This window comes from Acinetobacter sp. 1130196, assembly GCF_000588095.1.
GTDB classification, from domain to species: domain Bacteria; phylum Pseudomonadota; class Gammaproteobacteria; order Pseudomonadales; family Moraxellaceae; genus Acinetobacter; species Acinetobacter nosocomialis.
On the sequence record NZ_JFWX01000010.1, the window covers coordinates 29,978 to 54,706 of the forward strand.

The 24,729-nt window shown below is 39.3% G+C and carries 20 protein-coding genes; 5 read left to right on the forward strand and 15 right to left on the reverse strand.

All coding sequences use genetic code 11. From position 1 onward, the window contains the following. Window positions 1-120: 120 nt before the first annotated feature. The 4 genes from J671_RS11230 to J671_RS11245 all read right to left on the reverse strand — a co-directional run bounded on the left by J671_RS11230 (window position 121) and on the right by J671_RS11245 (window position 3,717). A complete protein-coding gene (locus J671_RS11230) occupies window positions 121-2,106 on the reverse strand; it encodes a PhoX family protein (protein WP_031982296.1) in 1,986 nt (661 codons plus the stop codon). A 176-nt stretch (window positions 2,107-2,282) separates the two neighbouring features. Continuing rightward, on the reverse strand, window positions 2,283-3,053 hold the full coding sequence (gene tatC / locus J671_RS11235; protein WP_002053474.1) for a twin-arginine translocase subunit TatC: 771 nt from the start codon (window positions 3,051-3,053) through the stop codon (window positions 2,283-2,285). Further along, window positions 3,050-3,487 carry a Sec-independent protein translocase protein TatB gene (gene tatB, locus J671_RS11240; RefSeq protein ID WP_031982298.1) on the reverse strand — a complete coding sequence of 146 codons (438 nt, stop codon included), beginning with the start codon at window positions 3,485-3,487 and terminating at the stop codon, window positions 3,050-3,052. The genes tatC and tatB overlap by 4 nt, the downstream gene beginning before the upstream one ends. 11 nt (window positions 3,488-3,498) lie before the next feature. Then, window positions 3,499-3,717 carry a Sec-independent protein translocase subunit TatA gene (locus J671_RS11245; RefSeq protein WP_002053267.1) on the reverse strand — a complete coding sequence of 73 codons (219 nt, stop codon included), beginning with the start codon at window positions 3,715-3,717 and terminating at the stop codon, window positions 3,499-3,501. Between the two features lie 252 nt (window positions 3,718-3,969). Here J671_RS11245 and J671_RS11250 point away from each other — a divergent pair, with 252 nt between their 5' ends. After that, complete coding sequence (locus J671_RS11250; protein WP_031982300.1) at window positions 3,970-4,845, forward strand: AEC family transporter; 876 nt, start codon at window positions 3,970-3,972, stop codon at window positions 4,843-4,845. Window positions 4,846-5,059: 214 nt separating this feature from the next. Here the strand turns inward: J671_RS11250 and rdgB are convergent, their stop codons facing one another. The 7 genes from rdgB to J671_RS11285 form a co-directional block, all read right to left on the reverse strand. After that, window positions 5,060-5,686 carry an RdgB/HAM1 family non-canonical purine NTP pyrophosphatase gene (rdgB, locus tag J671_RS11255; RefSeq protein ID WP_002053259.1) on the reverse strand — a complete coding sequence of 209 codons (627 nt, stop codon included), beginning with the start codon at window positions 5,684-5,686 and terminating at the stop codon, window positions 5,060-5,062. A 167-nt stretch (window positions 5,687-5,853) separates the two neighbouring features. Then, complete coding sequence (locus tag J671_RS11260; RefSeq protein ID WP_022575788.1) at window positions 5,854-6,441, reverse strand: tetratricopeptide repeat protein; 588 nt, start codon at window positions 6,439-6,441, stop codon at window positions 5,854-5,856. Next, window positions 6,438-7,031, reverse strand: a complete 594-nt coding sequence (metW, locus tag J671_RS11265; RefSeq protein ID WP_001217230.1) for a methionine biosynthesis protein MetW — start codon at window positions 7,029-7,031, stop codon at window positions 6,438-6,440. The genes J671_RS11260 and metW overlap by 4 nt, the downstream gene beginning before the upstream one ends. Continuing rightward, window positions 7,031-8,191: a homoserine O-succinyltransferase MetX gene (gene metX / locus J671_RS11270; protein WP_002053295.1), complete on the reverse strand. Its 1,161-nt coding sequence runs from the start codon at window positions 8,189-8,191 to the stop codon at window positions 7,031-7,033. The genes metW and metX overlap by 1 nt, the downstream gene beginning before the upstream one ends. Before the next feature lie 83 nt (window positions 8,192-8,274). Next, complete coding sequence (leuA, locus tag J671_RS11275) at window positions 8,275-9,972, reverse strand: 2-isopropylmalate synthase (RefSeq protein ID WP_004883345.1); 1,698 nt, start codon at window positions 9,970-9,972, stop codon at window positions 8,275-8,277. 459 nt (window positions 9,973-10,431) lie between these two features. After that, window positions 10,432-11,115 (reverse strand): Fe2+-dependent dioxygenase, encoded by a 684-nt coding sequence (locus tag J671_RS11280; protein ID WP_001984475.1) that lies wholly within the window; start codon window positions 11,113-11,115, stop codon window positions 10,432-10,434. 105 nt (window positions 11,116-11,220) lie between these two features. Continuing rightward, the gene (locus J671_RS11285) at window positions 11,221-13,512 is read right to left on the reverse strand and encodes a TonB-dependent receptor (RefSeq protein ID WP_004883343.1); all 2,292 of its coding nucleotides are present in this window, start codon (window positions 13,510-13,512) and stop codon (window positions 11,221-11,223) included. Window positions 13,513-13,927: 415 nt separating this feature from the next. On the opposite strand from J671_RS11285, the gene tig reads away from it, so the two are divergent. From tig to J671_RS11305, 4 genes are all read left to right on the forward strand, one after another. Further along, the gene (tig, locus tag J671_RS11290; protein WP_031982301.1) at window positions 13,928-15,262 is read left to right on the forward strand and encodes a trigger factor; all 1,335 of its coding nucleotides are present in this window, start codon (window positions 13,928-13,930) and stop codon (window positions 15,260-15,262) included. Window positions 15,263-15,456: 194 nt separating this feature from the next. Continuing rightward, the gene (gene clpP, locus J671_RS11295; RefSeq protein WP_000289452.1) at window positions 15,457-16,062 is read left to right on the forward strand and encodes an ATP-dependent Clp endopeptidase proteolytic subunit ClpP; all 606 of its coding nucleotides are present in this window, start codon (window positions 15,457-15,459) and stop codon (window positions 16,060-16,062) included. 101 nt (window positions 16,063-16,163) lie between these two features. Continuing rightward, the gene (gene clpX, locus J671_RS11300) at window positions 16,164-17,477 is read left to right on the forward strand and encodes an ATP-dependent Clp protease ATP-binding subunit ClpX (protein WP_002053318.1); all 1,314 of its coding nucleotides are present in this window, start codon (window positions 16,164-16,166) and stop codon (window positions 17,475-17,477) included. Window positions 17,478-17,624: 147 nt separating this feature from the next. Then, complete coding sequence (locus J671_RS11305) at window positions 17,625-18,341, forward strand: DUF2846 domain-containing protein (protein WP_006580444.1); 717 nt, start codon at window positions 17,625-17,627, stop codon at window positions 18,339-18,341. A 24-nt stretch (window positions 18,342-18,365) separates the two neighbouring features. On the opposite strand, the gene J671_RS11310 is transcribed toward J671_RS11305, so the two are convergent. The 4 genes from J671_RS11310 to J671_RS11325 form a co-directional block, all read right to left on the reverse strand. Beyond that, entirely contained in the window at window positions 18,366-18,920 is a 555-nt protein-coding gene (locus tag J671_RS11310) for a DUF2059 domain-containing protein (protein WP_004710671.1), read from the reverse strand. 142 nt (window positions 18,921-19,062) lie between these two features. Then, the gene (locus tag J671_RS11315; RefSeq protein ID WP_002053445.1) at window positions 19,063-20,589 is read right to left on the reverse strand and encodes a fumarate hydratase; all 1,527 of its coding nucleotides are present in this window, start codon (window positions 20,587-20,589) and stop codon (window positions 19,063-19,065) included. A gap of 226 nt (window positions 20,590-20,815) precedes the next feature. After that, a complete protein-coding gene (pta, locus tag J671_RS11320) occupies window positions 20,816-22,960 on the reverse strand; it encodes a phosphate acetyltransferase (protein ID WP_031982303.1) in 2,145 nt (714 codons plus the stop codon). A 43-nt stretch (window positions 22,961-23,003) separates the two neighbouring features. After that, a complete protein-coding gene (locus tag J671_RS11325; protein WP_022575785.1) occupies window positions 23,004-24,206 on the reverse strand; it encodes an acetate/propionate family kinase in 1,203 nt (400 codons plus the stop codon). Window positions 24,207-24,729 lie beyond the last annotated feature (523 nt).

A 24,729-nucleotide genomic window follows, 5' to 3' on the forward strand; every position in this document is an offset into this window, starting at 1 on the left:
GATAACTTAATGAAAAATTTGATCGTTTAGTCAAAAAAGAAAAGGGCTTTTTATTTTTATAAATGCTTTTAAATAAAAGAAACCTGCATAAAGCAGGCTTCTTTTGAGTTGAGCTAAGAATTATTTCTTCACAACAGATGGTGCGATAGGGTCAGCTGTAATATAGCCAACTGCTGCTGCAAAACGATCTTTGTAGTTTGCACGAACAAGAGGATCAAGCGTTGCTTTTACTTTATCGTGTAATGGAGATTCCCAGTCACCAGGGTGCTGGAAGTTACTCATGATGTAAGTCCAACCATTTACAGAGTCAACTGCGTGCAAACCTGTAGATTCTGCGCCAGCAGGTGTTGATAAGATACGACTTAATTGTTTGGTATCAACATTATATGCCCATAAGAAGTTATTTACGTGCATACCACTATCTTCACCAATGAAGAGGGTACGTAAATTTTCAGAGAACTTAATGTTATCTGGGTTGGCAATTTTATCTGCATTTGCAGTATTACCTAAAGCATCAGCAGTTGTTAGGTCTTCACCCACTAAAGCTGCAGGTGGTTCCATATGAGTCGATACCCATTCACTGTTAATAAGCTGACCTTTGTTATCAACTTGGCTGCCTTTTAACGTATGTGCGTAAATTGCACCAGCTTTTGGACCTTGTACTTGAATATCAGTAGTTTTATCAACCATAGAAGACTGTACATAAGACATCGCAGAGTAAGCGATTTTATCTTTGATATTTACAGTTGTGCCTTCCATCTTAGTAAAGCCCATACTTGCACCAACCAAGGCTGCATAACGATGCGTTTCTAAGAAAGCCGCTTCACGTTCTTTACCAGGTACAAGTTTTACCCAGTTATCTTTACCGCTATAACGGATTTTGGTATAGCTTGCATCTTTTGGATCAGACGTTTTTACATCCATCAGGTCGGTAATCTTATATTGATCAGCCCAGCTCTTTACTTCAGCACTTGTCGCGTGACCAAGGTTAATCCAAGAAATATCACCGGCACCAGCACCTACGCCTGAGGTTTGCTTCCATTTAGCTACATAGAGCGTACCCGCAGATAAGTCTTTTTCTTTATCTGCAACAAACATGAATAAACCGCCATTTGTTGCATCATCACCCATCAATGCAGTGCGGTTATCTGGCATAACTTGAATAAGTTCGTGAGAGATACGACCTAAACAGTAATGTTTTTTGATTGAACCTGTACCATCCGTATTTACAGTAACTTCTGGTAAGTGACCGTAGTGGTAAGGATTACCTTTTGTACTGTCGCCAAATAAGTTTTTGCTAAATACTGGTAAATAACTTCCAGCAACATTGTTTGCATCTGGTTCATATTCTTCACTCGACAGGTGAGTTCCCCATGGAGATAAACTTGCACCACACGTGATCCATAAACCGTTTACTTTAGAGGTATCAACATTGTGGTATTTAACAAGGGTTAAATGACCAGTTTTAGGGTCTTGGTCTAAAGTTAAAATCGCAATTGGAGATGGTAGTAGACCATACATAGACGCTAAGCTTTGGTCACGAGTCGTATATTCAAATTGAACTACGTGAAATACAGGGTTGCCAGTAACACCTAAAGCTTGTTTGTCTGTATCGGTAAAGTCACGGCCTGTTGCTTGTTTAAAGCTAATTAAAGAGCTTCCGTCCGGACAGTCAGAGAAGAATTGACGTTCTTGACCTGGTTTTGACTTATCAATAATTGGTTGATTATTAATATCAACATATCCCCCCGCCAGAATTTTTCCACCTTTACCGTCTGCAACCAAATCACCTGTGGTAAAGAAAGGCTTATACGCTAATGTGTAGTCAGTTTTTGATCCATCTTCCCAATTAATTGAAAGGCTTGATGCAACAGTTGTGGTTGCCATCGCCGCTGGGTTAGCTAAAGATGGCGCAGCCATTGATGTAAAGGTTGCATTTTTAAAGTTTACTGTTGGTGGTGGAGTAACAATATCTGAATCATTATTGCTGTCATTACAGCCTGCTAACGTTGCTGCCGTAGCCATCGCACCTAATGGAAGAAAAGGAATCCCCGTAAACCATTTTAAAATATCGCGACGTGTTGGGTGGTTAGAAGCAGTTGTCATAATAAATCCGTAACTTTTGTGTGTATATTTGTTGAGTCGATTCTATGGATTGGAAATGACACTTTTCTTACATTTTTAAGTCACTTTGAAGACAGTTTATGGTTTGATTAATTAAGACGATTTAAAAGTAAAAAGCCCAAATTTTAATATTCGGGCTTTTAAAGAGAAGTTTTAAATTATTCAGCAGTCTGGCTTTTTCTTTTCTCAAGAATCTTACCGAACAGTAGACCTATTTCAAAAAGTAACCACATTGGAATAGCTAACATCACCATTGAAATCGCATCTGGTGGAGTAATAAACATTGCAACAAAAAAACAGCCCACAATAATAAAACGTCTTTTTTCAGCAAGGCTTTGCGTATTTACTACACCAATCAAAATGAGTAGCAAGGTCGCGATAGGAATCTCAAAGGTCACACCAAATACCAAAAATAGCTTTAAACAGAAGCTTAAATAACTATTAATATCGGTCATTGGTGCTACTGTTTCAGGTGAAACGCTAATAAAGAAATGTAATATTGCAGGTAAGGTAATGTAATAAGCAAAAGCGACACCTGCATAAAATAGGACAATACTACCAATCAGTAATGGAAGCGCTAAATGGCGTTCTTTTTGATAAAGCGCAGGGCGAACAAAAGACCATATTTCATAAAGAATAAATGGCATTGCAAGCATAAGTGCGACAAATAAATTAAGTTTAAATGGCGCCATAAAGGTTGCTGTTACATCTGTTGCAATCATTGACGATGACGCAGGAAGTTGTAACCTTAAAGGCTCAGATAATAATTGGTAAGTATTATTTCGAAAGGGTAATAAACAAAAGAATAAGAATAATGTTACCCCTACAATCCTGAATAAATGGCGTCTTAAAACAACCAAATGATTCATGATTGGCATTTGGTCTAAGTTTTCTTGACTATTTACAGTGGTTGAAGGCAGTTGGTTCATACGGCAATCTTCAATTCAACAGGAGATGTTTCTGCAATATCAGTTTGAGGAACTAAAGGCGTAGGTTTAGCAACATACGGTACTTTATAATGGTCTGATATAGGAATACATTTCCGAATAGGCTTTGGTGTTGTTTTAGGCGTTTCAGTAACTTCTAAATGTTCTGAAATTTGCTGTTTTTGTATTTCTTCAAGCTGTTGCTGTACTTTTCGTTCCAATGCTTCGATGCGGTTAAGTTCCTCTTGCATTTCTTTGCGGAACTCAGAAAGACGCAGCTCCTGATCAATCTCGTTTTGCAGATTGGTAATATAGCGTTTTAGTCGAACATACCAGCGGCCTGCAAAGCGTGCAGCTTCGGGAAGCTTATCTGGACCTAAAACTAAAATTGCAATAATTGCAAAACAGAGTAGCTCTGTCATTCCTACATCAAGCATGGGTCAAACCTTTAGCTTTTCACTGATGTGCTTTCAGATGTTTTAACTTGTGCATCGATTGTACGAGGAGTATTTAAAGATGCAGCTTCGTCTTCTTCACGAACTGATTTTTTAAAGTCTCTTACTGCACCGCCAACATCTTTACCAATATTTTTTAATTTAGATGTACCGAACAATAAAATAACTACAATTGCGAAAATGACGACATGCCAAATAGATAAACCGGCCATAATTTTATACCTCTTTTTAGTTCGCTTTATCTCAACAGGTTGCCATGACAAGAATGTGACACTTATATTTCATTTTTAAGACAATATTTATAAGTAGACACTTATGATCAGTTTTTAAAAGATATTTTTTGGAAGGATTTTTAAGTTTTATTAAGCTTCTTTCTTAGACGAATTTACTTGAAATAGACCATACATTTCAAAATTAAAAGGTGTAGCATAACAAGCTGATTTTGACGAGTGAGAGGAGAGAACGTGGCATTACTACTGCCTGTATTGGCATTTATCACAGGACTTCTACTTGCTCAGACCTCTATTTCAGAAACCGTAAAACCTATTCTTTCAGCTTGGCTTGCACGACTCCTGATTCCGGTTGTAATTATTTACAACATGGTTTTTTATCAATCGGGAAGTTTGAGTTTAATGCTCTTTAGTTTTGGGTCGGCGTTTATTATTTTCTTTGCCTATTTGGCTCTATTTAAAGATCGTTTACTGGCGCTTTGCGTCAGTTATACCAATATGGGGTGGCTTGGTTTTCCTTTCGCCATGGCTTTATTTGGTCCTGAAGCAACTGCTCCGATTGTAGCTTTATATATTGGGATGTCGCTTTTTGGCAATGCTTGGGCTGTGACTGCTGTTACTACAGCACCGCAAAGTAAGCTCAATATATTAAAAAAGGTTTTAACGTCGCCACCTTGTATATCAATATTTTGTGCTGTTGTGCTCAGACTTTTAGGGGCCCAGCATATCGAAAGCCCTGCTATACATTGGGTTTATGAGGTTGCTAAATTTGCGATGACTTTCGCAGGTATGTGTGTGCTTGGAATGTGGCTACGCCGTACCAGAGTTTATGCAAAAGATTTAATTTACAGTACAAAAGCTCAAGCATTTAAAGTAGCCTGTGGATTTGTACTTTGTGGATTAAGTTATAGATTTTTACCGATTCCAAATATAAATCAGCATATTGGTGTAATGTTTTTAATGTTTTGCTTGCCACCGGCAGCCAATATTGTAGCTCTGGAAACACATTATCAAGGGACGGGTAGATCAGCGGCTTATATCGCCTCAGGGACAATTGTGAGTTGTGTGTGTATTGCGATTTATGCAGTGTTTTTACATCTTTACTTCTAAGTAAGATGTTTAGATCAGACAGCCTTTTAATAGTGGTTATATGCTTATTTTGTGTATATAGGCAATATTTACTTTTGTTTCGTCAAAAGTAACAAAACCATTTGTCGAACTGACGACACATCCTTGATGTCGCAGTTCGACGGGCGACATCCATGTCGCCTAGCACGATAGCAAATGGCTTTAGCGTTAAACTAAATAAATGTTATATAAAGTTTTACTTCTGCAAGCTCTCTCTAAATAACTGCATCGCTTGTCCACGATGACTAATCTTATTTTTTTCTTCTTTAGACAACTCAGCGCTAGAAACTTGTAGCTCTGGTAACCAGAACAGTGGGTCATAACCAAAACCATTTTCACCGCGTGGCGCTTCTAAAATTTCACCATGCCAGATGCCTTGGAAAATTTGTGGTAATGGATCTTCCGCATGAGTCACTAAAGCAAGTACGCACACAAACATACCTTCAATCACTTCTCCATTTTTACGAAATGGCAAAAGATCATTTAATAACTTGGCATTATTCGCTGCATCGTCACCATGTTCTCCAGCATAGCGTGCTGAATAAATACCAGGTGCACCACCTAAAACGGGAACACAAATACCTGAGTCATCAGCCATAGCAGGTTTCCCTGAAATTTTAGAGGCATGACGTGCTTTAATAATGGCATTTTCAATAAAGCTTAAGCCGTCTTCAATGGCGTCGGGAATATTAAGGCGACCTTGAGGAATAATTTCTACAGGTAACTTAAGCTGTTCAAAAAGTTTTTCAAACTCTGCGACTTTACCTTTGTTATTACTTGCAAGGACTAAAGAGCCCTGATCAAACCAATGTGGGGTAGACATAAGATAACCAAACTTTATAACCAATATTGAACGTGAGCTATGTTACGTGTTTTTTGAAAGGGGATATAGAGCAAAACAAATAGAATATAAAATTAGAAGTTTAAAAACTAAAACCACCTTATAGGTGATATAAGGTGGTTTTAGTCGAGTAAGTATAAGCTGGATTATTATTGTGCTTGAATCCATTTATCCGCGCGGTCACGTGCCATACGGATTTGCTCTTGAGTTAAGTTTGCAGCAAGAGCCGTCTTTTTACCTTCAGATAAGCTAATTACTTTATTGTCGAGCATGCCATCACGAGTTGAAAGCTCATACCACTGGTAAGCACCTACGTAGTTTTTCTTTTGCTCTTCCATCATCGCAAGGTTATAGCTTGCACGGTTATCGCCGTTACTAGCCGCTTTTTCGAAATACTTACGAGCCATAGACTCATCTTTCTTAACGCCAATACCATCAGCATACATACGGCCAACATTTAATTGCGCAGGTGAAAGACCTTGGTCAGCAGCAGCTTTAAACCATGCAAATGCTTGTTTATCGTCTTTTGCTACATCTTTGCCGTATTGGTAACGTGTTCCAAGATAAAATTGTGCGCCAGCCTGACCCGCTTGAGCTGCTTTTTGAAGGTCATGAATCCCCATTGTGGAGAAACGCGCAGCCTGACTCGCAACCGATTGTGGCTGGGCGATATAATCTGCATGAGCCTGCATACTTAGCAGTCCTGCAATTAGTGTGCTAAATAATGTCTTTTTCATAGTGCACTCACTCGATAAATAGCGACTTCACCAAACAAATTCGGAACATGTTTGCTTAACAGGCTTCCCTGCTGGTTTCCATTGACGGCGAGTCGATTAATAATTTGTATTTGATTTTCCGCACATAGTGCTTCGAAATCTTTAAACGTACATAAATGAATGTTGGGGGTGTTATACCACATATATGGTAGAGCATCCGATACAGGCATCATCCCTTTTAATGCTAGAAAAGAGCGAGTCTTCCAGTGTGCAAAGTTTGGAAAGGTAATAATGGCCTGTTTTCCCACACGCACCATGTCTCTTAATAAAACATCGGGTGCATCTACGGCTTGCAAAGCTTGTGCCATGACCACATAGTCAAAAGACTGGTCGGCAAAACGGCTCAAACCGAGATTCAAATCTTGTTGAATAATATTTAACCCGCGACTGACGGCAATTGCAATCTTTTCTTGATCAATTTCTAAACCATAAGCACGAATTTGATGCTTTTGGCTCATATGAGCGAGTAATTCACCGTCACCACACCCTAAATCGAGTACGCTAGAGCCGGGTTTAATCCACTTTTCTGCCAGTTGTTGATCAATACGCATTAGCTTGCCTCCAGTGATGTCGATTTTAAATGTTCTTCACCGCCTAAGAAAGCGCGCAGTGTTTTGACATACAGTGGAATCGGGAATAAGAACGAGTCATGACCTTGTTCAGCATCAATATCGAGGTAACTTACCGGTTTATGATTGGTAATGAGTGCATCTACAATTTCTTGTGAACGGCTTGGTGCAAAACGCCAGTCAGTGGTGAACGAGACAATCAGAAACTGACATTTGGTCTTACTCATCGCTTCTGTAAGCGAGTGGCCGTACTCACGCGAAGGATCAAAATAATCCAAAGCTTTGGTCATAATCAGATAAGTATTGGCATCAAAGTTACGGCTAAACTGTTCACCTTGATAACGCAGATAACTTTCAACTTGAAACTCGACATCAAAACCGTACATAAACTTGCCGGACTTTAAATCACGACCAAATTTTTGTTTCATGGCTTCTTCGGAAAGATAGGTAATATGGCCGACCATACGAGCCAAAATCAAACCACGTTTTGGATAGCTATCATTTTCCAAATAACGACCATGATGAAAGTCCGGGTCAGACAGAATTGACTGACGTGCTACTTCGTTAAATGCAATATTTTGTGCTGAAAGCTTCGGCGCACTAGCAATAACGACACATTTTTGTAAACGGTCAGGGTAATCTACCGACCATTGTAGTGCTTGCATGCCCCCTAATGAACCGCCAACGACTGCATACCAAACGCTTACTCCTAAACGATCAGAAAGCATGGCTTGAGTTTTAACCCAGTCGCGTACCGTTACTAATGGGAAATCTGGTCCATAAGGGCGATTGTCATTTTCAGGGTTTGGTGAAGTTGGACCGGTCGATCCGCTACATCCACCAATATTGTTGAGTGCAACTACAAAAAATTTATTTGTGTCGATTGCCTTACCCGGGCCAATACAGCTATCCCACCATCCAGCTTTTTTATCATCTTCATGGTGATAACCCGCTGCATGATGATGTCCGGAAAGGGCATGGCAGATTAAAATCGCATTTGATTTATCTGCATTTAAAGTGCCGTAAGTTTCAACCATTAACTCAAAGCGCGGTAAAACACGGCCACATTCAAGATGTAAGGGTTCTTCAAATTGGAACTTTTGCGGAGTGACTAACCCCACTGAGTCAGCTGGAAAAGACACGGGAACATTTCGCCTTTTAAATCTTTCAGGAATAAAAAGAAAGGATACCAAGCTAGGTATCCTTTCCAAAGTCTTTTTTTTAATTAAACAGCGGCGGCAACAACCTGATCTGTACTTAAAACACCTTGATCAATCAAACGGTTGGTACATGCAATAATGGCTTCAATAGATGAAGTGACTGTGTTGTCGTGAACACCTGCACCAAATGAGCCTCTACCTGTACCTTTCACTTGAAGTTCAATTAAGGTTAATGCTTTGGCATTTGCACCTGAACTAATACTACGTTCTTCGTAGTTCAATACGTCAATTGGTAATTGAAGTGCATTTAAGAATGCAGAGATTGGACCATTACCTTCGCCACGCAATTGTTGAGTTTCACCTTCAACATCAATCTCAAGTTCAATAATTTGAGTACCATTAATGTCAGATAACTTATAGTTTTTGACCGTGTAATGGTGGTTTTTCACTTCAACATACGTGTCTTTAAATAAAGTCCAGATTTGTTTAGCACTAATCTCTGTACCATTTTCATCAGTATATTGTTGAACAACCTGACTAAATTCGATTTGTAAGCGACGAGGCAATACAACGTTATAGTTTGATTCTAATAAGTAAGCGATACCACCTTTACCAGACTGACTATTTACACGAATGACAGCATCATAGTCGCGGCCCAAATCTTTCGGGTCGATTGGTAAGTAAGGCATATCCCAGATTTCTTCGTTTTTCTGGTATTCAAAGCCTTTTTTGATTGCATCTTGATGCGAACCAGAGAATGCAGTAAATACCAAGTCACCTGCATATGGATGACGAGGGTGTACAGGTAAACCAGTACATTCTTCAACCGTTGCAATGACTTCATTAATATTAGAGAAATCTAACTCTGGCGCTACACCTTGGGTGTACATGTTCAATGCAATTGCTGCAACGTCAACGTTACCTGTACGCTCACCATTACCAAACACACAGCCTTCAACACGGTCAGCACCTGCCATAATGGCAAGTTCTGATGCGGCAATACCACAGCCACGGTCATTGTGACAGTGAACGGAAATAATCACGCCATCACGACGTGCCAAATTACGATGCATCCATTCAATTTGATCTGCATAAACATTTGGCGTAGAAACTTCGACAGTCGCTGGTAAGTTTAAAATCACTTTATGATCTGGACGTGCATCCCAAATTTCTGTAACCGCATCACAGACGTCTTTCGCTACTTCTAATTCAGTTGCAGAGAAACATTCTGGACTGTACTGGAAAATCCAGTCAGTTTCAGGATATTGCGCAGCATACTCTTTCACTTTCTGAGCTGCATTCACCGCCAACTGTTTTGCACCATTTACATCTACATTCAACACTTTTTGACGGAAGGTTGGAGAGTTAGAGTTATAAATATGCACAATTGCGCGCTTAGCACCTGCTAAAGCTTCAAAAGTACGCTCAATTAAATGGTCACGTGCCTGAACCAATACTTCAATGTATACATCATCAGGTATATGATTTTCTTCGATCAACATACGAGTAAAATCGAAGTCAATTTGAGATGCAGAAGGGAAGCCGATTTCAATATGTTTAAAACCGATTTTTACAAGCATTTTGAACATTTTGAACTTTTGTTCCATGTTCATCGGTTCAAAAATTGCTTGGTTGCCATCACGTAAATCCGTGCTCATCCAGATTGGCGCTTTTGTAATTTCATTATTTGGCCATTGGCGATCTGGTAAATCGACTCGCTGGTACATACGGCGGTATTTTTTGCTAGGGTCAGCCAACATCATGAGAAAACTCCTTATCTCGTAGCACGGTTGCTCTAGGTATCGTATAAAAGGCAACGTTCTACAGTTATATATGGTATCTAATACAGAAAAATTAAAGGGAATTTGAAAAGGTCTGCTCTAAAATACAGACAAAAATTTATACGCGCGCGAGGCGCAGCATCAGGAGTTCGAGATGATGTCTTGCTTGAGTAGGCTGGGCAAACAAGTGATTCGTTTTCATCTATGGACCATGTAATAGTAAGTTTGGTGGTTTGCAAATATGCTTATTGTTTAGATATACCACATCTAAACAATGATTACACGTTGTGCAAAAGTCTTATACTCATTTTAATTTTAGTGTTCAGAAAATAATTTTCTAATTTTGCGCTGTTTAATGTTTTGTCGAAAATAATTTTCATTGTTTTGCCTTATTGAGATAAAAATAATTAATTAGTCCAAATAAGGCAAAAATAAATTGAGTTACAGTTCAGCCCATTTACGCATTAAGTTATGGTAAAGGTTAGTCAGTTTAATGACTTCGCTATGATTATCACCCAGCTGCATTCTTAAGTTTTGTACTGTTTGATCTAGATTAAAAAGCATATGTCGCTCAGCATCATCACGCACCATACTTTGCACCCAGAAAAAAGAAGCAATACGACAGCCAGAAGTAATCGCCGTCACTTCATGCAAACTGGTAGATGGATATAAAATCATATCTCCTGCCGGAAGTTTCACTTCGTGATAGCCATAAGTGTCTTCTACGACTAGATCACCACCTTCATATTCTTCAGGTTCGCTTAAAAATAAAGTGCATGATAAATCGGTTCTAAGCCGTTCATTGGTACCACGTATGCGGCGGATAGAGTTGTCTACGTGAAAACCAAAAGACTCCTGATTTTCATAACGATTAAACAGGGGAGGGATAATATCAAGTGGTATTGCAGCAGATAAAAATAATGGGTGAGTGCCTAGTGCCTCAAGAATAATATTACTCAGATGGTGAGTAAGCGGATGATCTTCGGGTAATTGCTGATTGCGTTTTACAGTTGCAGAGAGTGTACCAGCTGTTACTTTGCCATTGACCCATTCAATTTTGTCCATTTCATTACGAAAATATTGAACCTGTTCTTTACTCAATACATTGGGAATATGGTGGATCACGGTGATACCTGCGAGTAATAGTAGTAGAAAATTAAAAATAGCCTCTAACTATAGAGGCTATTTTATATCAGAACCCATAAAAAGATTATGGGATTCTAGACTAACTTAGTATTTAAAGTTGATTGCGAGTACTGCGCTACGGCCTTCTGCTTCTGTTGCATAGTGAGAAGCATAAGCTTTAGTAAAGTAACGCTTATCAGATAAGTTGTTTAGGTTAAGCTGTAAATTAACATTTTTATTTACGTCATAACGAGCCATAGCATCGTAACGAACATAACCAGGAACATATTTAGTATTTGCAGCATCTCCAAATACTTTATCCATAGCGACTGCACCAGCACCTACTGTCACTTGTGGTAATACTTTATAAGTTGTCCAAAGTGTCGCTGAGTTTTTCGCTACGTTTTGTACTTGATTACCGTTTGTTGGGCTTGGAACATAGTTGCCGTTACTATCTTTAGCATATCCACCATCAACGATTTCGCTATCTAAATAGGTGTAACCAGCAGAGACTGCCCACTTTTCAGTAATGTTACCGTTCGCACCTAATTCAATACCGTCAACACGTGTTTCACCAATGTTTCTTGTGAAACCATCAGTACCTAAAGCACGCGTATTGGTTTTTTCAGTACGGAAGATTGCAGCAGTTAAGTTTAAACGGTTATTTAACACATCCCATTTTGTACCTAACTCATAAGTTTTAACTTCTTCTGGCTTAAGGTTATTAATAGCTCTTGCTTGTTCATCGGTTGTATTACGGTTTGGAACACTAATTCCTTCTGAACCGTCACCAGCATCTACACCTACTGGGTTAGCTGACGTTGCGTAGCTCAAATAAATAGAACCATTTTCAACAGGCTTAAATGTGATACCTGCTTGATAGTTAAAGAAGTCATTGCTTGAGCTGTATTTTGTGCCAGCTTTAATGAGCGTTGCACCTGAGCCTGAGTCCTTATTATATTTAACATCAGTATCAAATTTGTCCCAACGTACACCTAAGTCAATTAACCATTGAGGTGTAATTTCAATGTTGTTTAATGCGTAAATTGACTGGGTTTTAGATGTAATGTTGGTAACATTTGGGTTTGCTTGTATACGACCCAACCATGCATCATTTGGATTAGGGTTATTAAGGTCAGTACACCAGCCATTTGAGTTAGCAAGTGAGCAAGCATTGTTTGTACCGCTACCACCAATTTGTGAAGTATTTGGATCTGTTACGATGTTTGTGCCACGATCTGAATCTTGCTTGCTATATTCAGCACCAATATTAAAGCTGTGCTTAAGAGAACCCGTATTGAACTTACCTTTTAATGATAGCTGATCAGTAAAGCTGTCTGTATCAGTAATATTGGTATTTACACGGCGCCAAACCTTACCATTAACAATGTTACCTTGGCTGTCATCTGGCTGAGTCCATAAATAATTATTTTTAGACTTACCATAAACAGCGGTATTGCTGAGAGTTAGGTTATCGTTGAAGTCATGTTCAAGTTTAAGTGTACCAATCTGGTTTTCTTGCTTTTGAAAATCGCGATCTTTCCAACCGTAATAAATACCTTGTTTAACATCAACCGGTTTACCAGCAGTCGCTTTCTTAATGACGTCATATTGATAAGGCACACCAGAATCAGGTGTATCATCAGTTTTTAAATAGTAGTAGCTCAGTGTTCCGCGAGTAGCACTATCTAAACCGAAGCTAATACTTGGTGCGATACCAGCGCGTTTATATTCTGCGCCATTACTTTGGCCGGCTTTGTCATTTTGGTGTCCCATCACAATCACACGGGCAGCCACTCCATTGCCGAAGTCTTTATTGCCATCCAAAGTAACACGTGCATAGTTATCTGTGCCCCCGGCAACAGAACCTTCAAGAGAGTCACCTTTTTTCGCAACTTTCGTAATCAGGTTAATACTACCGCCTGAACCACCCGCACCACTTAAAGCAGATGAAGAACCTTTGGTCACTTCTACTTGCTCGACAGCAAACATTTCACGGTTTTGAGAAGTTGCGTTACGAACGCCGTCTACATACATCGAACTTTCTGAATTGTAGCCACGAATGAAAGGTCGGTCACCATTTGGATTGCCACCTTCACCTGCACCTAACGTGATACCAGGGACGGTACGTAATGCATCTGATAAGGTTGTTACTTTTGTATCTTCAATAAGTTGTTTTGAAATCACTGAAACTGATTTCGGAGTATCTAAAAGGGGAGCAACGAATTTTGCATTTGCTGATTGATCTACCTTTAAAGATTCTTCTTGTGTTGCTTGAGTATGAATCGTTGGTAGTTGTGAAACAGCTTCTTGTGCCATTGCAGTAGTTGCAATCATAGAAAGGGATGAAGCGATTGCAGATGAAACAATTTTTTTACGTGTTCTAATCAATGACATGACTTTCAGGACTTAAATACAAAACGTTATGCGAATAATAATAATTCTTATTTATATGTACAGTTTGTGTTAATTGGATTTGCCGATAGGATTATGAAGAAAATATGAAAGATTTAATAGGTTTTTGTGTCTAAAATTCTCTAATTGATTGATTATTCTTAACTGTTTGTAAAATCGATAATAATGTGAAATTTAATTGTAATTTTAGATTCATGAAGAATAACTAAAAAATTACTTTGGCTTAAGGTTGAATTAAAAAAAATTAAAAAATCATAAAATTATTGTGAAATTTCTTGGAAAAACCACCTTCAATTTACTGATCTGATCGGTTAATTTTGTATATCTTGAAAGTTGTCATATAATACAGCACTTTTTTAAAAACTGTTCCTACTAACTAATTTTTATCGAGGAAGCCATGCAAGTAACGACTGAAGCGGTTTCGGGCGTTGCCCGTCGTTTAAATGTTTCTGTACCGACGAGCCGTATTAACGAGCAATTTGAAGCTCGTTTGAAGCGCACTGCCAAAACTGTGAAGATCAACGGCTTCCGTCCGGGCAAAGTACCTGCAAACGTTGTTCGTCGCGAATACGGTGCAAGTATTTATCAAGAAGTTGTGAATGACATTATTCGTGACAGCGTATTTGAAGCAATTCAACAAGAAAAAATCAATGCGGTAGGTATGCCGAACATTGAGAAAGTTGAACATAAAGAAGATGCTTTAGTTTTTGAAGCGACTGTAGAAGTTTATCCTGAAGTTGAAGTAAAAGCATTTGACGGCTTAGAAGTTGAACGTAAAACAGCTGAAATTAAAGATGCTGACGTCGACACTATGATCGAAAACTTGCAAAAACAACGTCAAACTTGGGCTGTGACCAAGGGTATGGCGAAAAAAGATATGCAAGTGACTTTTGACTTCGAAGGTTCTATCGACGGTGAGAAGTTCGAAGGCGGTTCTGCTGAAGACTTTAAACTTGTGTTAGGTTCAGGTCGTATGATTCCTGGCTTCGAAGACGGCATCATTGGTATGAAAGCTGGTGAAGAGAAAGTAATTGATGTGACTTTCCCTGAAGACTACCAAGCTGAAAACTTGGCTGGTAAAGCAGCTCAATTCAAAATCACTGTGAAGCAAGTTGAAAAACCTAAACTTCCAGAGATTGATGCTGAATTCTTAAAAATCTTCGGTGTTACTGAAGAAGAAGGCATTGAAAAATTAAAAGCTGACGTTCGTAAAAACATGGAACGTGAAGTTCGCAATGGTTTACGTAACCAAGTTAAACAAGCGGCATTTGATGCTCTTGTTGCTGCGAACGAAGTTGAAGTACCAGCTGCAATGGTTGCTCAAGAAATTGACCGTCAACGTCAACAAATGGTTCAACAGTTCACTCAACAATTTGCTGGCGCTGGTGCTCAATCTTTTGACAAGAGCATGCTTCCTGACGAATTGTTCAAAGAACAAGCAGAGCGTTCTGTTAAACTTGGCGTATTAGTAAGCAAAGTATTAGCTGATGCTAAACTTGAAGTTGACCAATCACGTGTTGATGCTTACATCGACGACATGGCTTCTTCTTATGAAGATCCAACTGAAGTGATCGAATACTTCAAAAATGATGCTCAACAACGTGCTCAAATCGAAGCTGTTGTATTAGAAGATCAAGTTGTTGATCACATCTTAGCTGCTGCTAAAGTGACTGACAAAGCAGTATCTTACGAAGATTTATTGAAAGAACAACAAGCTCGCCGTATGGGCTAATCTTTTGAGAAGTCAGGAAAAGGCGCTTTAGGCGCCTTTTTCATTTTTTAGGTATGTGGTTAATTTGAGTACGTCATTAAGTACTTAGGTATAAATAATATAATATTTCAGTGCGAACCTTTTGCAATTTGAGAAATTATCCCGCATATTGTTGCCATAGGTTAAGTCACAAAAAATTTAGGAATAAATAACGTATGTATGTTCCAACAATTGAAAATGCTTTAGTTCCTGTTGTGGTTGAACAATCTTCTCGCGGCGAACGTTCTTTTGATATTTATTCACGACTTTTACGTGAGCGCGTCATTTTTCTAACTGGTGAAGTTGAAGACAACATGGCAAATTTGATTGTTGCTCAAATGTTGTTCTTAGAAGCTGAAAACCCAGATAAAGATATCCATCTTTATATTAACTCGCCTGGTGGTTCAGTCACTGCTGGTATGGCGATTTATGACACGATGCAATTTATCAAACCTGATGTAGTGACATACTGTATGGGGCAGGCTGCATCTATGGGTGCATTCTTATTAAATGCTGGTGCTAAAGGTAAGCGCTATTGCCTTGAAAATGCACGTGTAATGATTCACCAACCATTAGGTGGATTCCGTGGTCAGGCATCAGACATTGAAATTCATGCACGTGAAATTCTATTTATTAAAGAACGCTTGAATCGTTTGATGGCAGAACACAGTGGTCAAGACTATGACACGATTGCTCGTGATACTGATCGTGATAACTTTATGACTGCACAAGCAGCAAAAGAATATGGCTTAGTCGATCAGGTATTAAGTAAGCGTCCATAAGGGGAGTTTTTAAGTGGCTTGAGTTGTTAGAAAACGCCTCCATATAGTCATTTAACCCTATCGCTTGCCCTCATATTTAAGATTCTATTTGTGGAGAGAATATGTCCGAACATCCTCAAGGACAAAAACATTGTTCATTTTGCGGTAAAACGCAGTCTGAAGTCGGGAAACTGATTGCGGGCGAGGACGCATATATTTGTAATGAGTGTGTAGATGTCTGCTTAGACCTTGTACAAACCAGCCAACAGGTTGAAGCAGGTGACTGGGCGAGCAAGGCATTGCCAAAACCACATGAAATACGTGCTGCGCTTGATCAATATGTGATTGGTCAGGATCTTGCCAAAAAGACATTATCTGTTGCCGTTTATAACCATTATAAGCGTTTGAAAGTCGGGCAATCTGGTCATGTGTCTAAAGATGTGGAAATTGCTAAAAGTAACATTCTACTGATTGGACCTACCGGTTCAGGTAAAACATTACTTGCTCAAACATTAGCTCGTTTGTTAGATGTTCCATTTGCGATGGCAGATGCGACCACTTTAACTGAAGCGGGTTATGTCGGCGAAGACGTTGAAAATATTGTACAAAAGCTTTTGCAAAAAGCAGATTACGACGTAGAAAAAGCTCAAAAGGGCATTATCTATATCGATGAAATCGACAAGATTACACGTAAATCTGAAAATCCGTCGATTACGCGTGACGTTTCTGGTGAAGGTGTACAACAAGCATTGCTTAAGATGATTGAAGGTACTGTAGCTTCAATTCCGCCACAAGGTGGACGTAAACATCCGCAGCAAGAGTTCATTCAAATTGATACCTCAAATATCTTATTTATTTGTGGTGGTGCATTTGCTGGGCTGGAAAAAATTGTACAACAGCGCCAAGAAAAAGGCGGAATTGGCTTTACAGCTGACGTGAAGAAAAAAGATGAAAGCAAGAAAATTGCTGAATTGTTCCGTCAAGTTGAGCCAACTGACTTAGTGAAATTTGGTTTAATTCCAGAGTTTATTGGCCGTTTACCAGTTATTGCGACGCTTGAAGAGCTTGATGAAGAAGCATTAATGCAAATTTTGACAGAACCAAAAAATGCATTAACTCGCCAGTATCAATACTTATTCAACATGGAAAATGTTGACCTTGTATTTGAAGATTCAGCTTTACGTGCAGTTGCTAAGCGAGCGCTTGAGCGTAATACCGGAGCTCGTGGTCTACGTTCGATTTTGGAAAATGTTTTACTTGAAACAATGTATGACTTACCAAGCCGTACAGATGTAGGAACAGTTTTCATTAATGAAGCAGTGATTAATGGTGAAGCTGAACCTGTTTACAAACCAGAACGTCAGCCTAAAGAAACAGCAACTCATGAAAGTGTTGCTAAGGCAGATTTAAAAGTAATTGATTCGAAGTCTGCTTAGATTTCATTCATCTAAAAAGCATGAATCGCGCGAGTGATTCATGCTTTTTTTGTTTTCAATTCATGTAGGTGGTGTTAATCTAAAAAAACAAAATACGCATAGTTTTGCGATATAGAAAAATCAAAAGAAAACGCTTTGAGGGATGTCATGCGTTATTTAATTATTGCATTAAGTTGTACCGCATTACTTGCGGGTTGCCAGAGTTCATCACACTTGGCAAAGAATCCAGCTGAGCTGACTGCGACTTTACCTAAAGTTGATGTTGATAAAGCACCTGGTGTATTTGATCAATACCATGTCGGTGGTTTTAGCATGGGGGGATGGGTCAACCAAAAACTAGGTCAGACATTTGTTCCGATTAAACCGCAAAATGAACATGCAGCAGTAGTCTATCTCTATCGGCCAGATACCAAATGGAACCGTCAGGAAATTGCAGCAATTAATTTATTTGTAAATGGCAAACGAATTCCAAGCTTATTGCATAATCATTATTACTGGATTGAACTGCCAGCAGGAAGTTATCGTATTTCTGCAAGTCGGCCTTTATTAGGTATTCATTTTCAAGAGCCAAAATATATTGATATTACAGTCGATGCTGGAACGTCTTATTATTTAAAATACGATGAAGAAAATAAAATGGACCGTGGTGAACACACTGGCCCATTTATGTTAATGCAAGACAATATTGGACGTAGAGAGATAGCATTTACCGAGCTTAAATCTTCTAGCTTCAACTTTGTAGCTGAAGATGCTTCAGGAAAAATTCGACATAAACCGCAAGAGCTAAAACCAGCCAAATATGATGAAAAATCAGATGTCCATCTGATTAAACCATTTAAGTTGTGGAACCCTTTAACGTGGTAATGGCCTACAAAAGATAAAGAAAAGTTAAGACTTTTCTTTATCTTTCATGAGTGGCGCAATAATTTTAAGCATCTCTTCTTGCATATGATCACGTGCTTTAGGGTCATTAAAGGTTTGTTGACCCAACTCCATCATGTATTCTGAAATTTGCCCCATAATCTGTACGTTTTTACGCGTAATTGATTGACCTTCTGGGGTTTTTAAAAATTTCAGATTTGCCTGAACTTCTTCTTCAGTATATGTCTTTAAATAAATATCTTGTAAGGCTTGCGTAGTTTTTGGGCTACTAATGAGCTGGTTACTCGAATCTTTTAAAAGTAAGCCTAACTTTTTTGCAGCCTCTTTTTCTTTCGGGCCTAAAGTTTTGATGCCTGTAATATTAGTGATGATCTGCTCAGCTTGTTGATCATAATAAGGCGTTAATTCATTAATTGATTCTTTAAGCAAATAATCAATTTGGCTCATTTGCATGAGTTCTTTTACTGAGCTTAATTTCGCAGGAGAGGCAAACAAGCTTGTCGTAATACAGCTTAGGCAGAGGCTGATTGAGAGATTTTTAAGAATAGGGCGGATAGTCATGAAATGACCTATATGCAATATATGGCGGGGGGGGGTATTTATTAATAACATAGATTGGCGAACTAATTGTTACAATTCTTTTCAATTTCCAAAAAAAATTATAAGGCATAAAAAAAAGCACCGAATTCGGTGCTTTTCTTGATTAGCCTGCTGCGGCATCGATTACTGGAATTTTTCCAATTTTCGCTTGCCAGATTTTTGGAGCCACTGCGTGAATTGAAGTACCGTTTACATCAACTGCTACAGATACAGGCATGTCTTCAACTACGAATTTGTAGATTGCTTCCATACCTAAGTCTGCAAATGCTACAACTTCAGCTTCGCGAACAGCTTTAGATACGAGGTAAGCCGCACCACCAACTGCCATGAGGTAAGTTGCTTTATTGTCTTTGATTGCTTCAATTGCTGCTGGACCACGGTCAGCTTTACCAATCATACCGAATAAACCAGTATGCTCGAGTACTTTACGTGTGAATTTGTCCATACGTGTTGCAGTTGTAGGACCAGCAGGACCAACGACTTCATCACCCACTGGATCAACAGGGCCAACGTAGTAAATAAATTTACCTTTAAGATCAACTGGTAATTCTTCACCATTGTCGATCATTTCAACCATACGTTTGTGCGCAGCGTCACGACCTGTGTACATTGTACCGCTAAGAAGTAATGTGTCACCTGGTTTCCAAGAATCCATTTCTTCTTGAGTAATGGTATCAAGGTTTACGCGCTTAGATTGTGAAGAGTCCCAAGTGACTGAAGGGTAGTCTTCAAGTTTTGGTGCTTGAATATGAGCTACACCTGAACCATCAAGCTGGAAGTGAGCATGACGAGTCGCAGCACAGTTAGGAATCATACCCACTGGTTTGCCTGCAGCGTGACATGGATAATCTTTGATTTTAATATCAAGAACAGTCGTTAAACCGCCAAGACCTTGAGCACCAATACCAAGAGCATTTACTTTTTCAAAGATTTCGATACGAAGTTCTTCGATTTTGTTCTCTGGTCCACGGCGAAGTAATTCGTCCATGTTGATTTCTTCCATGAGTGCTTCTTTCGCAAGCATCATGGCTTTTTCAGCAGTACCACCAATACCGATACCGAGCATACCAGGAGGACACCAGCCTGCACCCATAGTCGGAACGGTTTTAAGTACCCAGTCAACAATCGAGTCAGATGGGTTAAGCATTGCAAGCTTAGATTTGTTTTCTGAACCGCCACCTTTAGCAGCAACAGTAATATCTACTTTGTTACCCGGTACGAGTTTGTAGTGAATAACAGCAGGGGTGTTGTCTTTTGTATTTTTACGACCAAATGCAGGGTCAGCAAGTACAGATGCACGAAGAACGTTACTGTTTTCAAGGTAGCCTTGGCGAACACCTTCGTTTACTGCATCATCTAAGCTCATAGTTAAATCAAATTTAACATCTAAGCCCACTTCAAGGAAAACGTTAACAATACCAGTATCTTGGCAAATTGGGCGATGACCTTCCGCACACATGCGAGAGTTAATTAAAATCTGTGCAATTGCATCCTTTGCAGCTTTGTTTTCTTCGCGATCATAAGCACGGCTCATCGCTTGGATAAAGTCTTGCGGGTGATAGTACGAAATAAACTGTAGGGCGTCCTTGATTGATGTAATCAAGTCATCTTGTTTGATAATCGTTGTCATACCAGAAAATCTCTTGAGCGGGCTGTTAGCTAGCGGGCTAAATTATATGACAAAAACACAAACTTGTGGGGGATTGGTTGATCTTTTGACCGAAAGTCGAATAGGACTAGTGCTAAGTGTTTTAAAACTAAGAATAACCAAAAGGGAATGTTGTTATTTAAGAATAAAAAAAGCCATTTGAGCGGATATCAAATGGCGAGAGGTAGAAAAGATTAAATGATATTAATTATTTCGCAGCAGCCTGTTGTTCAGCCTGAATTGCTGTTAATGCAATAGTAAAGACAATATCATCTACTAAAGCACCACGAGACAAGTCATTGACTGGTTTGTTTAGACCTTGCAGCATTGGTCCAACGCTGACTACATTTGCTGCACGTTGTACTGCTTTATAGGTCGTGTTACCTGTATTTAAGTCAGGGAAAATAAATACATTGGCACGGCCAGCTACAGGTGAATTCGGTGCCTTTTGGCGTCCGACACTTTCAACGGAAGCTGCATCATATTGGAGTGGACCGTCAATTAGTAAATCAGGACGGCGTTGCTGTGCAATTTGAGTCGCTTGCTGTACTTTCTCAACATCCGCACCTGTTCCAGACGTACCAGTTGAATAGCTGATCATGGCAATACGTGGGTCAATTCCAAACGCTTTTGCAGAGTCAGCAGACTGAATTGCAATTTCAGCAAGTTGGTCGGCTGTAGGGTCTGGGTTAATTGCACAGTCACCGTAAACATATACTTCATCTGGTAAAAGCATAAAGAATATGGACGAAACTAAAGAGTAAGAAGGTGCGGTTTTAATCAGCTGAAAAGCAGGGCGCACGGTGTTAGCCGTGGTGTGAACTGCACCTGAAACCAAACCATCTACATGATCTAGGGCCAGCATCATGGTGCCAAGAACTACGGTGTCTTGTAATTGATCTTTGGCTTGTAACTCGTTGAGTTTACCCTTACGAAGCTCAACCATTGGTGAAACATATTGGTTGCGAATACTGTCCGGATCAATAATTTCTAGGTCAGCTGGTAGTTCAATACCGCGTGCTTTTGCAACGTCTTGTACTGCATCTGGTTTTGCTAGCAAAATACAATGTGCAATACCACGAGCCTGACAAATAGCAGCTGCTTCAATAGTACGTGGCTCATCGCCTTCTGGAAGCACAATTCGTTTTTTAGCTGCAATCGATTTTTGTACCAGTTCGTGACGGAATGCAGAAGGAGAAAGACGAGGAGTTGCACCGTTATTACTATGCTGTTTAAGCCATTCGACATCGATATGACTTGAAACAAAACGAGTCACTTGCTCGGCACGTTCAGTATCATCAGTTGGAATTTCATTACCAAAATCAGATAAGCGCTGTGCTGTTTCCAGTGTGTTTAAACGGGTATGTAAAATTGGTAAGCCTTGTTTGATGGCGCTTTGGCAAAACTCTAAAAGCTCAGGGGCAGGTGCTTCACGTTCGGTCAGTACTAAGCCTGCCAATGGAATACCGTTACTGGTTGCCAAGCTACCTGCAAGTAACACATCGGTACGTTCAGACGCACTAATAATCAGTTCGCCAGCAATGAATTTATTCAGTTCATATTCAATGCTTGAGGCAATTAAACTTGAGTGCAAAATACGACGTGTTTTCGCTTCGCCTTGGTGTACCCATTGACCGTCAATCACGTTCGCGATGTCTAAAGTTCTAGGGACACTTAAGGTGTTGCTAAATGGAACTAAGCCAATAATTGGTAAATCGTTTGATCCAAAGTAGCGATTATATTTTTGCAGTTCTGCCGTAAATTTTGCGATGTCTTCAGTTGGACGTAGCGATGGGTCAAATGCGACAGGAATCTGAGCTGTTTCTTCAGATAACCCGCGTGTACGCATAAAGAGTACACCTGCTGTTCGGTTTGAAGTTGCACCGCCAAACTGACGCAAGTGAGCTTCAACTTTCTCGGCTGTTTTACGTGGGTTTTGAATGTCAGCAGTGCTCACTAAAACTACTTCTGCATCAAGAGCTTGGGCAAGGCTAGCATTAAGCTCACTGGCAAAATGGTCTTGCCCATTTGGTAATAAACCTTCAACAATAATCACATTGTTGTCGGCTGCGATACTGCGATGAAGACTTACTGCTTCTTCAAGTAGCTCATCAACTTCACCTGACGCAATGCGTTGGGTTAACGTTTCATGCGAAATGGATTGAACAGTTTTACCTTGAAATAAATGGCCAAATAAAGAGGTGGTCCGGTCTAAATTTTCTTGATCTACCTGAGAAAATGGTTTTAAAAAGCCTGCTTTAATCCCATTACAATCAAGTGCATAAATCATACCTAAGCAGGCAGAGGTTAGACCAACCCCTTCACCTGTAGGAATTAATAAAATTGTATTCATATAAACCTATAAATAAATGAATAACGTTCTTTGACTTCTGTAATTAAGCAAGGCTAACTTCAGGAGATGTATTTGGTGAAACGTCTACAACCTGACGAGTTTCTTTGGCAATACGGCCTTCTTCATCGGTTGGAATCACCCAAATTTGTGGACCTGTACCGCTATCGATACGGCCTTCTGTACCACGTTTTAAGTTGTTATTTTGATCTTTATCGAGCTGTAAACCGAAGTGAGGTAAATAAGCTAGAGTTTTTTCACGAATATAAGCAGAGTTCTCACCGATACCACCTGTGAAGATCAGACCATCAATACTTGGTAAACCACAACTTAAGGCAGCAAGTGATTTTGCAAGGCGATAGCTAAATACCTCTATTGCAAGACGAGCATCCTCGTTGCCGTTTTCAGAAGCTTCAATCACTGTACGCATATCGTTAGAAAGTTGTGATAAGCCAAGTAATCCACTTTCGTTATTTAAAACTTTGTCTATTTTCGCTAAGTCCCAGCCAAGGTTTTTTGCAAGGAAGCTGTGTAAGCTTGGGTCGACATCACCACTACGGGTTCCCATTACAACGCCTTCAAGCGGAGTAAGGCCCATAGAAGTATCAACACTTTGTCCATTCCATACTGCACAAGTCGAGCTACCATTGCCCAAGTGTGCTGTTAGCCAACCACCTTTTTGGAAATTTCCAGCCAGTTCACTGCCGCGGTCAGACACATAAGCATGGCTTGTGCCATGGAAGCCATAGCGGCGAACGTTATGGTCTGTATATAAAAATTTCGGAATTGCATAACGGTATGCATGTGCAGGCATGGTTTGGTGGAATGCGGTGTCAAATACGGCAACTTGAGGTAATTCAGGAAATAGGCGCATTGTTGCTTCAATCCCAATTAAGTGAGCAGGGTTATGAAGCGGGGCAAGAGGCGTGGCTGCACGAATACGTTCTATAATTTCAGGGGTGAGTAATTCAGCTTTAGTAAGACTTCCACCATGTACGACACGGTGACCGATTGCTTGAGGTTTATAGTTTGCAAGACGTGCAAGTAAGGTTTCTAAAGCTTTGGCGTGGTCAGCATAGGGAATTGAAAGCTCTAGCGGTTCTCCACCGACTGTAATTCCTTTAATACGAGCATCAGCTGCCCCTAAGTTTTCTGCTAAACCATAAATACGATCTTCACGACGCTCTGAAACCAGTGCGTATTTAATAGATGAAGAACCGCAATTAATAACTAATACTGATGTAGCCACGTTGAAATACCCAAGTCCTGATTTAAAAATAGTTTTCCTAACTTCCTGATCAAAAGGCATTAATTGCAATATGCACTAAGAGCAGGTTGTGATGTTTTAACATGTGTTGTTTTTCTGTCCAAGATAGACTTTAGCCCATTAGACTTAAGCACTATCGACCATTAAATTTTTTATAACTAATATTTGTTCAGTATAAAGCTTAACCACTGTATTCATTTATTTTTTGTAGATGAATTAAACAGTTTTTTGTATATATTTATGAAGAGTAAATTTATATTTAATGTAATTTTCAACTATTTGGTATAAATTTTTTAAGAAAAAGAAGTGATGTTATTTTAATCAAGCTCGATGGATATATTACAAATAATATACGTAAATGAAATTAAGATTTAATCGTTTATATATAGGTTAAAATGAATAAATCATAAACATTTTTATTATAAAATTTAGTATAAAAAAACTGTGTTAATACATTTATAAAGATATTTTATTATTTTGATATTATGAGAATTTTCTCATAGTT

Excerpts from the sequence above, each read along its gene's own strand:
- J671_RS11230 (WP_031982296.1), bottom strand. The coding sequence starts at position 2,106 with ATGACAACTGCTTCTAACCACCCAACACGTCGCGATATTTTAAAATGG.
- tatC (WP_002053474.1), bottom strand. The coding sequence starts at position 3,053 with ATGAACCAACTGCCTTCAACCACTGTAAATAGTCAAGAAAACTTAGAC.
- tatB (WP_031982298.1), bottom strand. The coding sequence starts at position 3,487 with ATGCTTGATGTAGGAATGACAGAGCTACTCTGTTTTGCAATTATTGCA.
- J671_RS11245 (WP_002053267.1), bottom strand. The coding sequence starts at position 3,717 with ATGGCCGGTTTATCTATTTGGCATGTCGTCATTTTCGCAATTGTAGTT.
- rdgB (WP_002053259.1), bottom strand. The coding sequence starts at position 5,686 with ATGTCTACCCCACATTGGTTTGATCAGGGCTCTTTAGTCCTTGCAAGT.
- J671_RS11260 (WP_022575788.1), bottom strand. The coding sequence starts at position 6,441 with ATGAAAAAGACATTATTTAGCACACTAATTGCAGGACTGCTAAGTATG.
- metW (WP_001217230.1), bottom strand. The coding sequence starts at position 7,031 with ATGCGTATTGATCAACAACTGGCAGAAAAGTGGATTAAACCCGGCTCT.
- leuA (WP_004883345.1), bottom strand. The coding sequence starts at position 9,972 with ATGATGTTGGCTGACCCTAGCAAAAAATACCGCCGTATGTACCAGCGA.
- J671_RS11285 (WP_004883343.1), bottom strand. The coding sequence starts at position 13,512 with ATGTCATTGATTAGAACACGTAAAAAAATTGTTTCATCTGCAATCGCT.
- tig (WP_031982301.1), top strand. The coding sequence starts at position 13,928 with ATGCAAGTAACGACTGAAGCGGTTTCGGGCGTTGCCCGTCGTTTAAAT.
- clpP (WP_000289452.1), top strand. The coding sequence starts at position 15,457 with ATGTATGTTCCAACAATTGAAAATGCTTTAGTTCCTGTTGTGGTTGAA.
- clpX (WP_002053318.1), top strand. The coding sequence starts at position 16,164 with ATGTCCGAACATCCTCAAGGACAAAAACATTGTTCATTTTGCGGTAAA.
- J671_RS11305 (WP_006580444.1), top strand. The coding sequence starts at position 17,625 with ATGCGTTATTTAATTATTGCATTAAGTTGTACCGCATTACTTGCGGGT.
- J671_RS11310 (WP_004710671.1), bottom strand. The coding sequence starts at position 18,920 with ATGACTATCCGCCCTATTCTTAAAAATCTCTCAATCAGCCTCTGCCTA.
- J671_RS11315 (WP_002053445.1), bottom strand. The coding sequence starts at position 20,589 with ATGACAACGATTATCAAACAAGATGACTTGATTACATCAATCAAGGAC.
- pta (WP_031982303.1), bottom strand. The coding sequence starts at position 22,960 with ATGAATACAATTTTATTAATTCCTACAGGTGAAGGGGTTGGTCTAACC.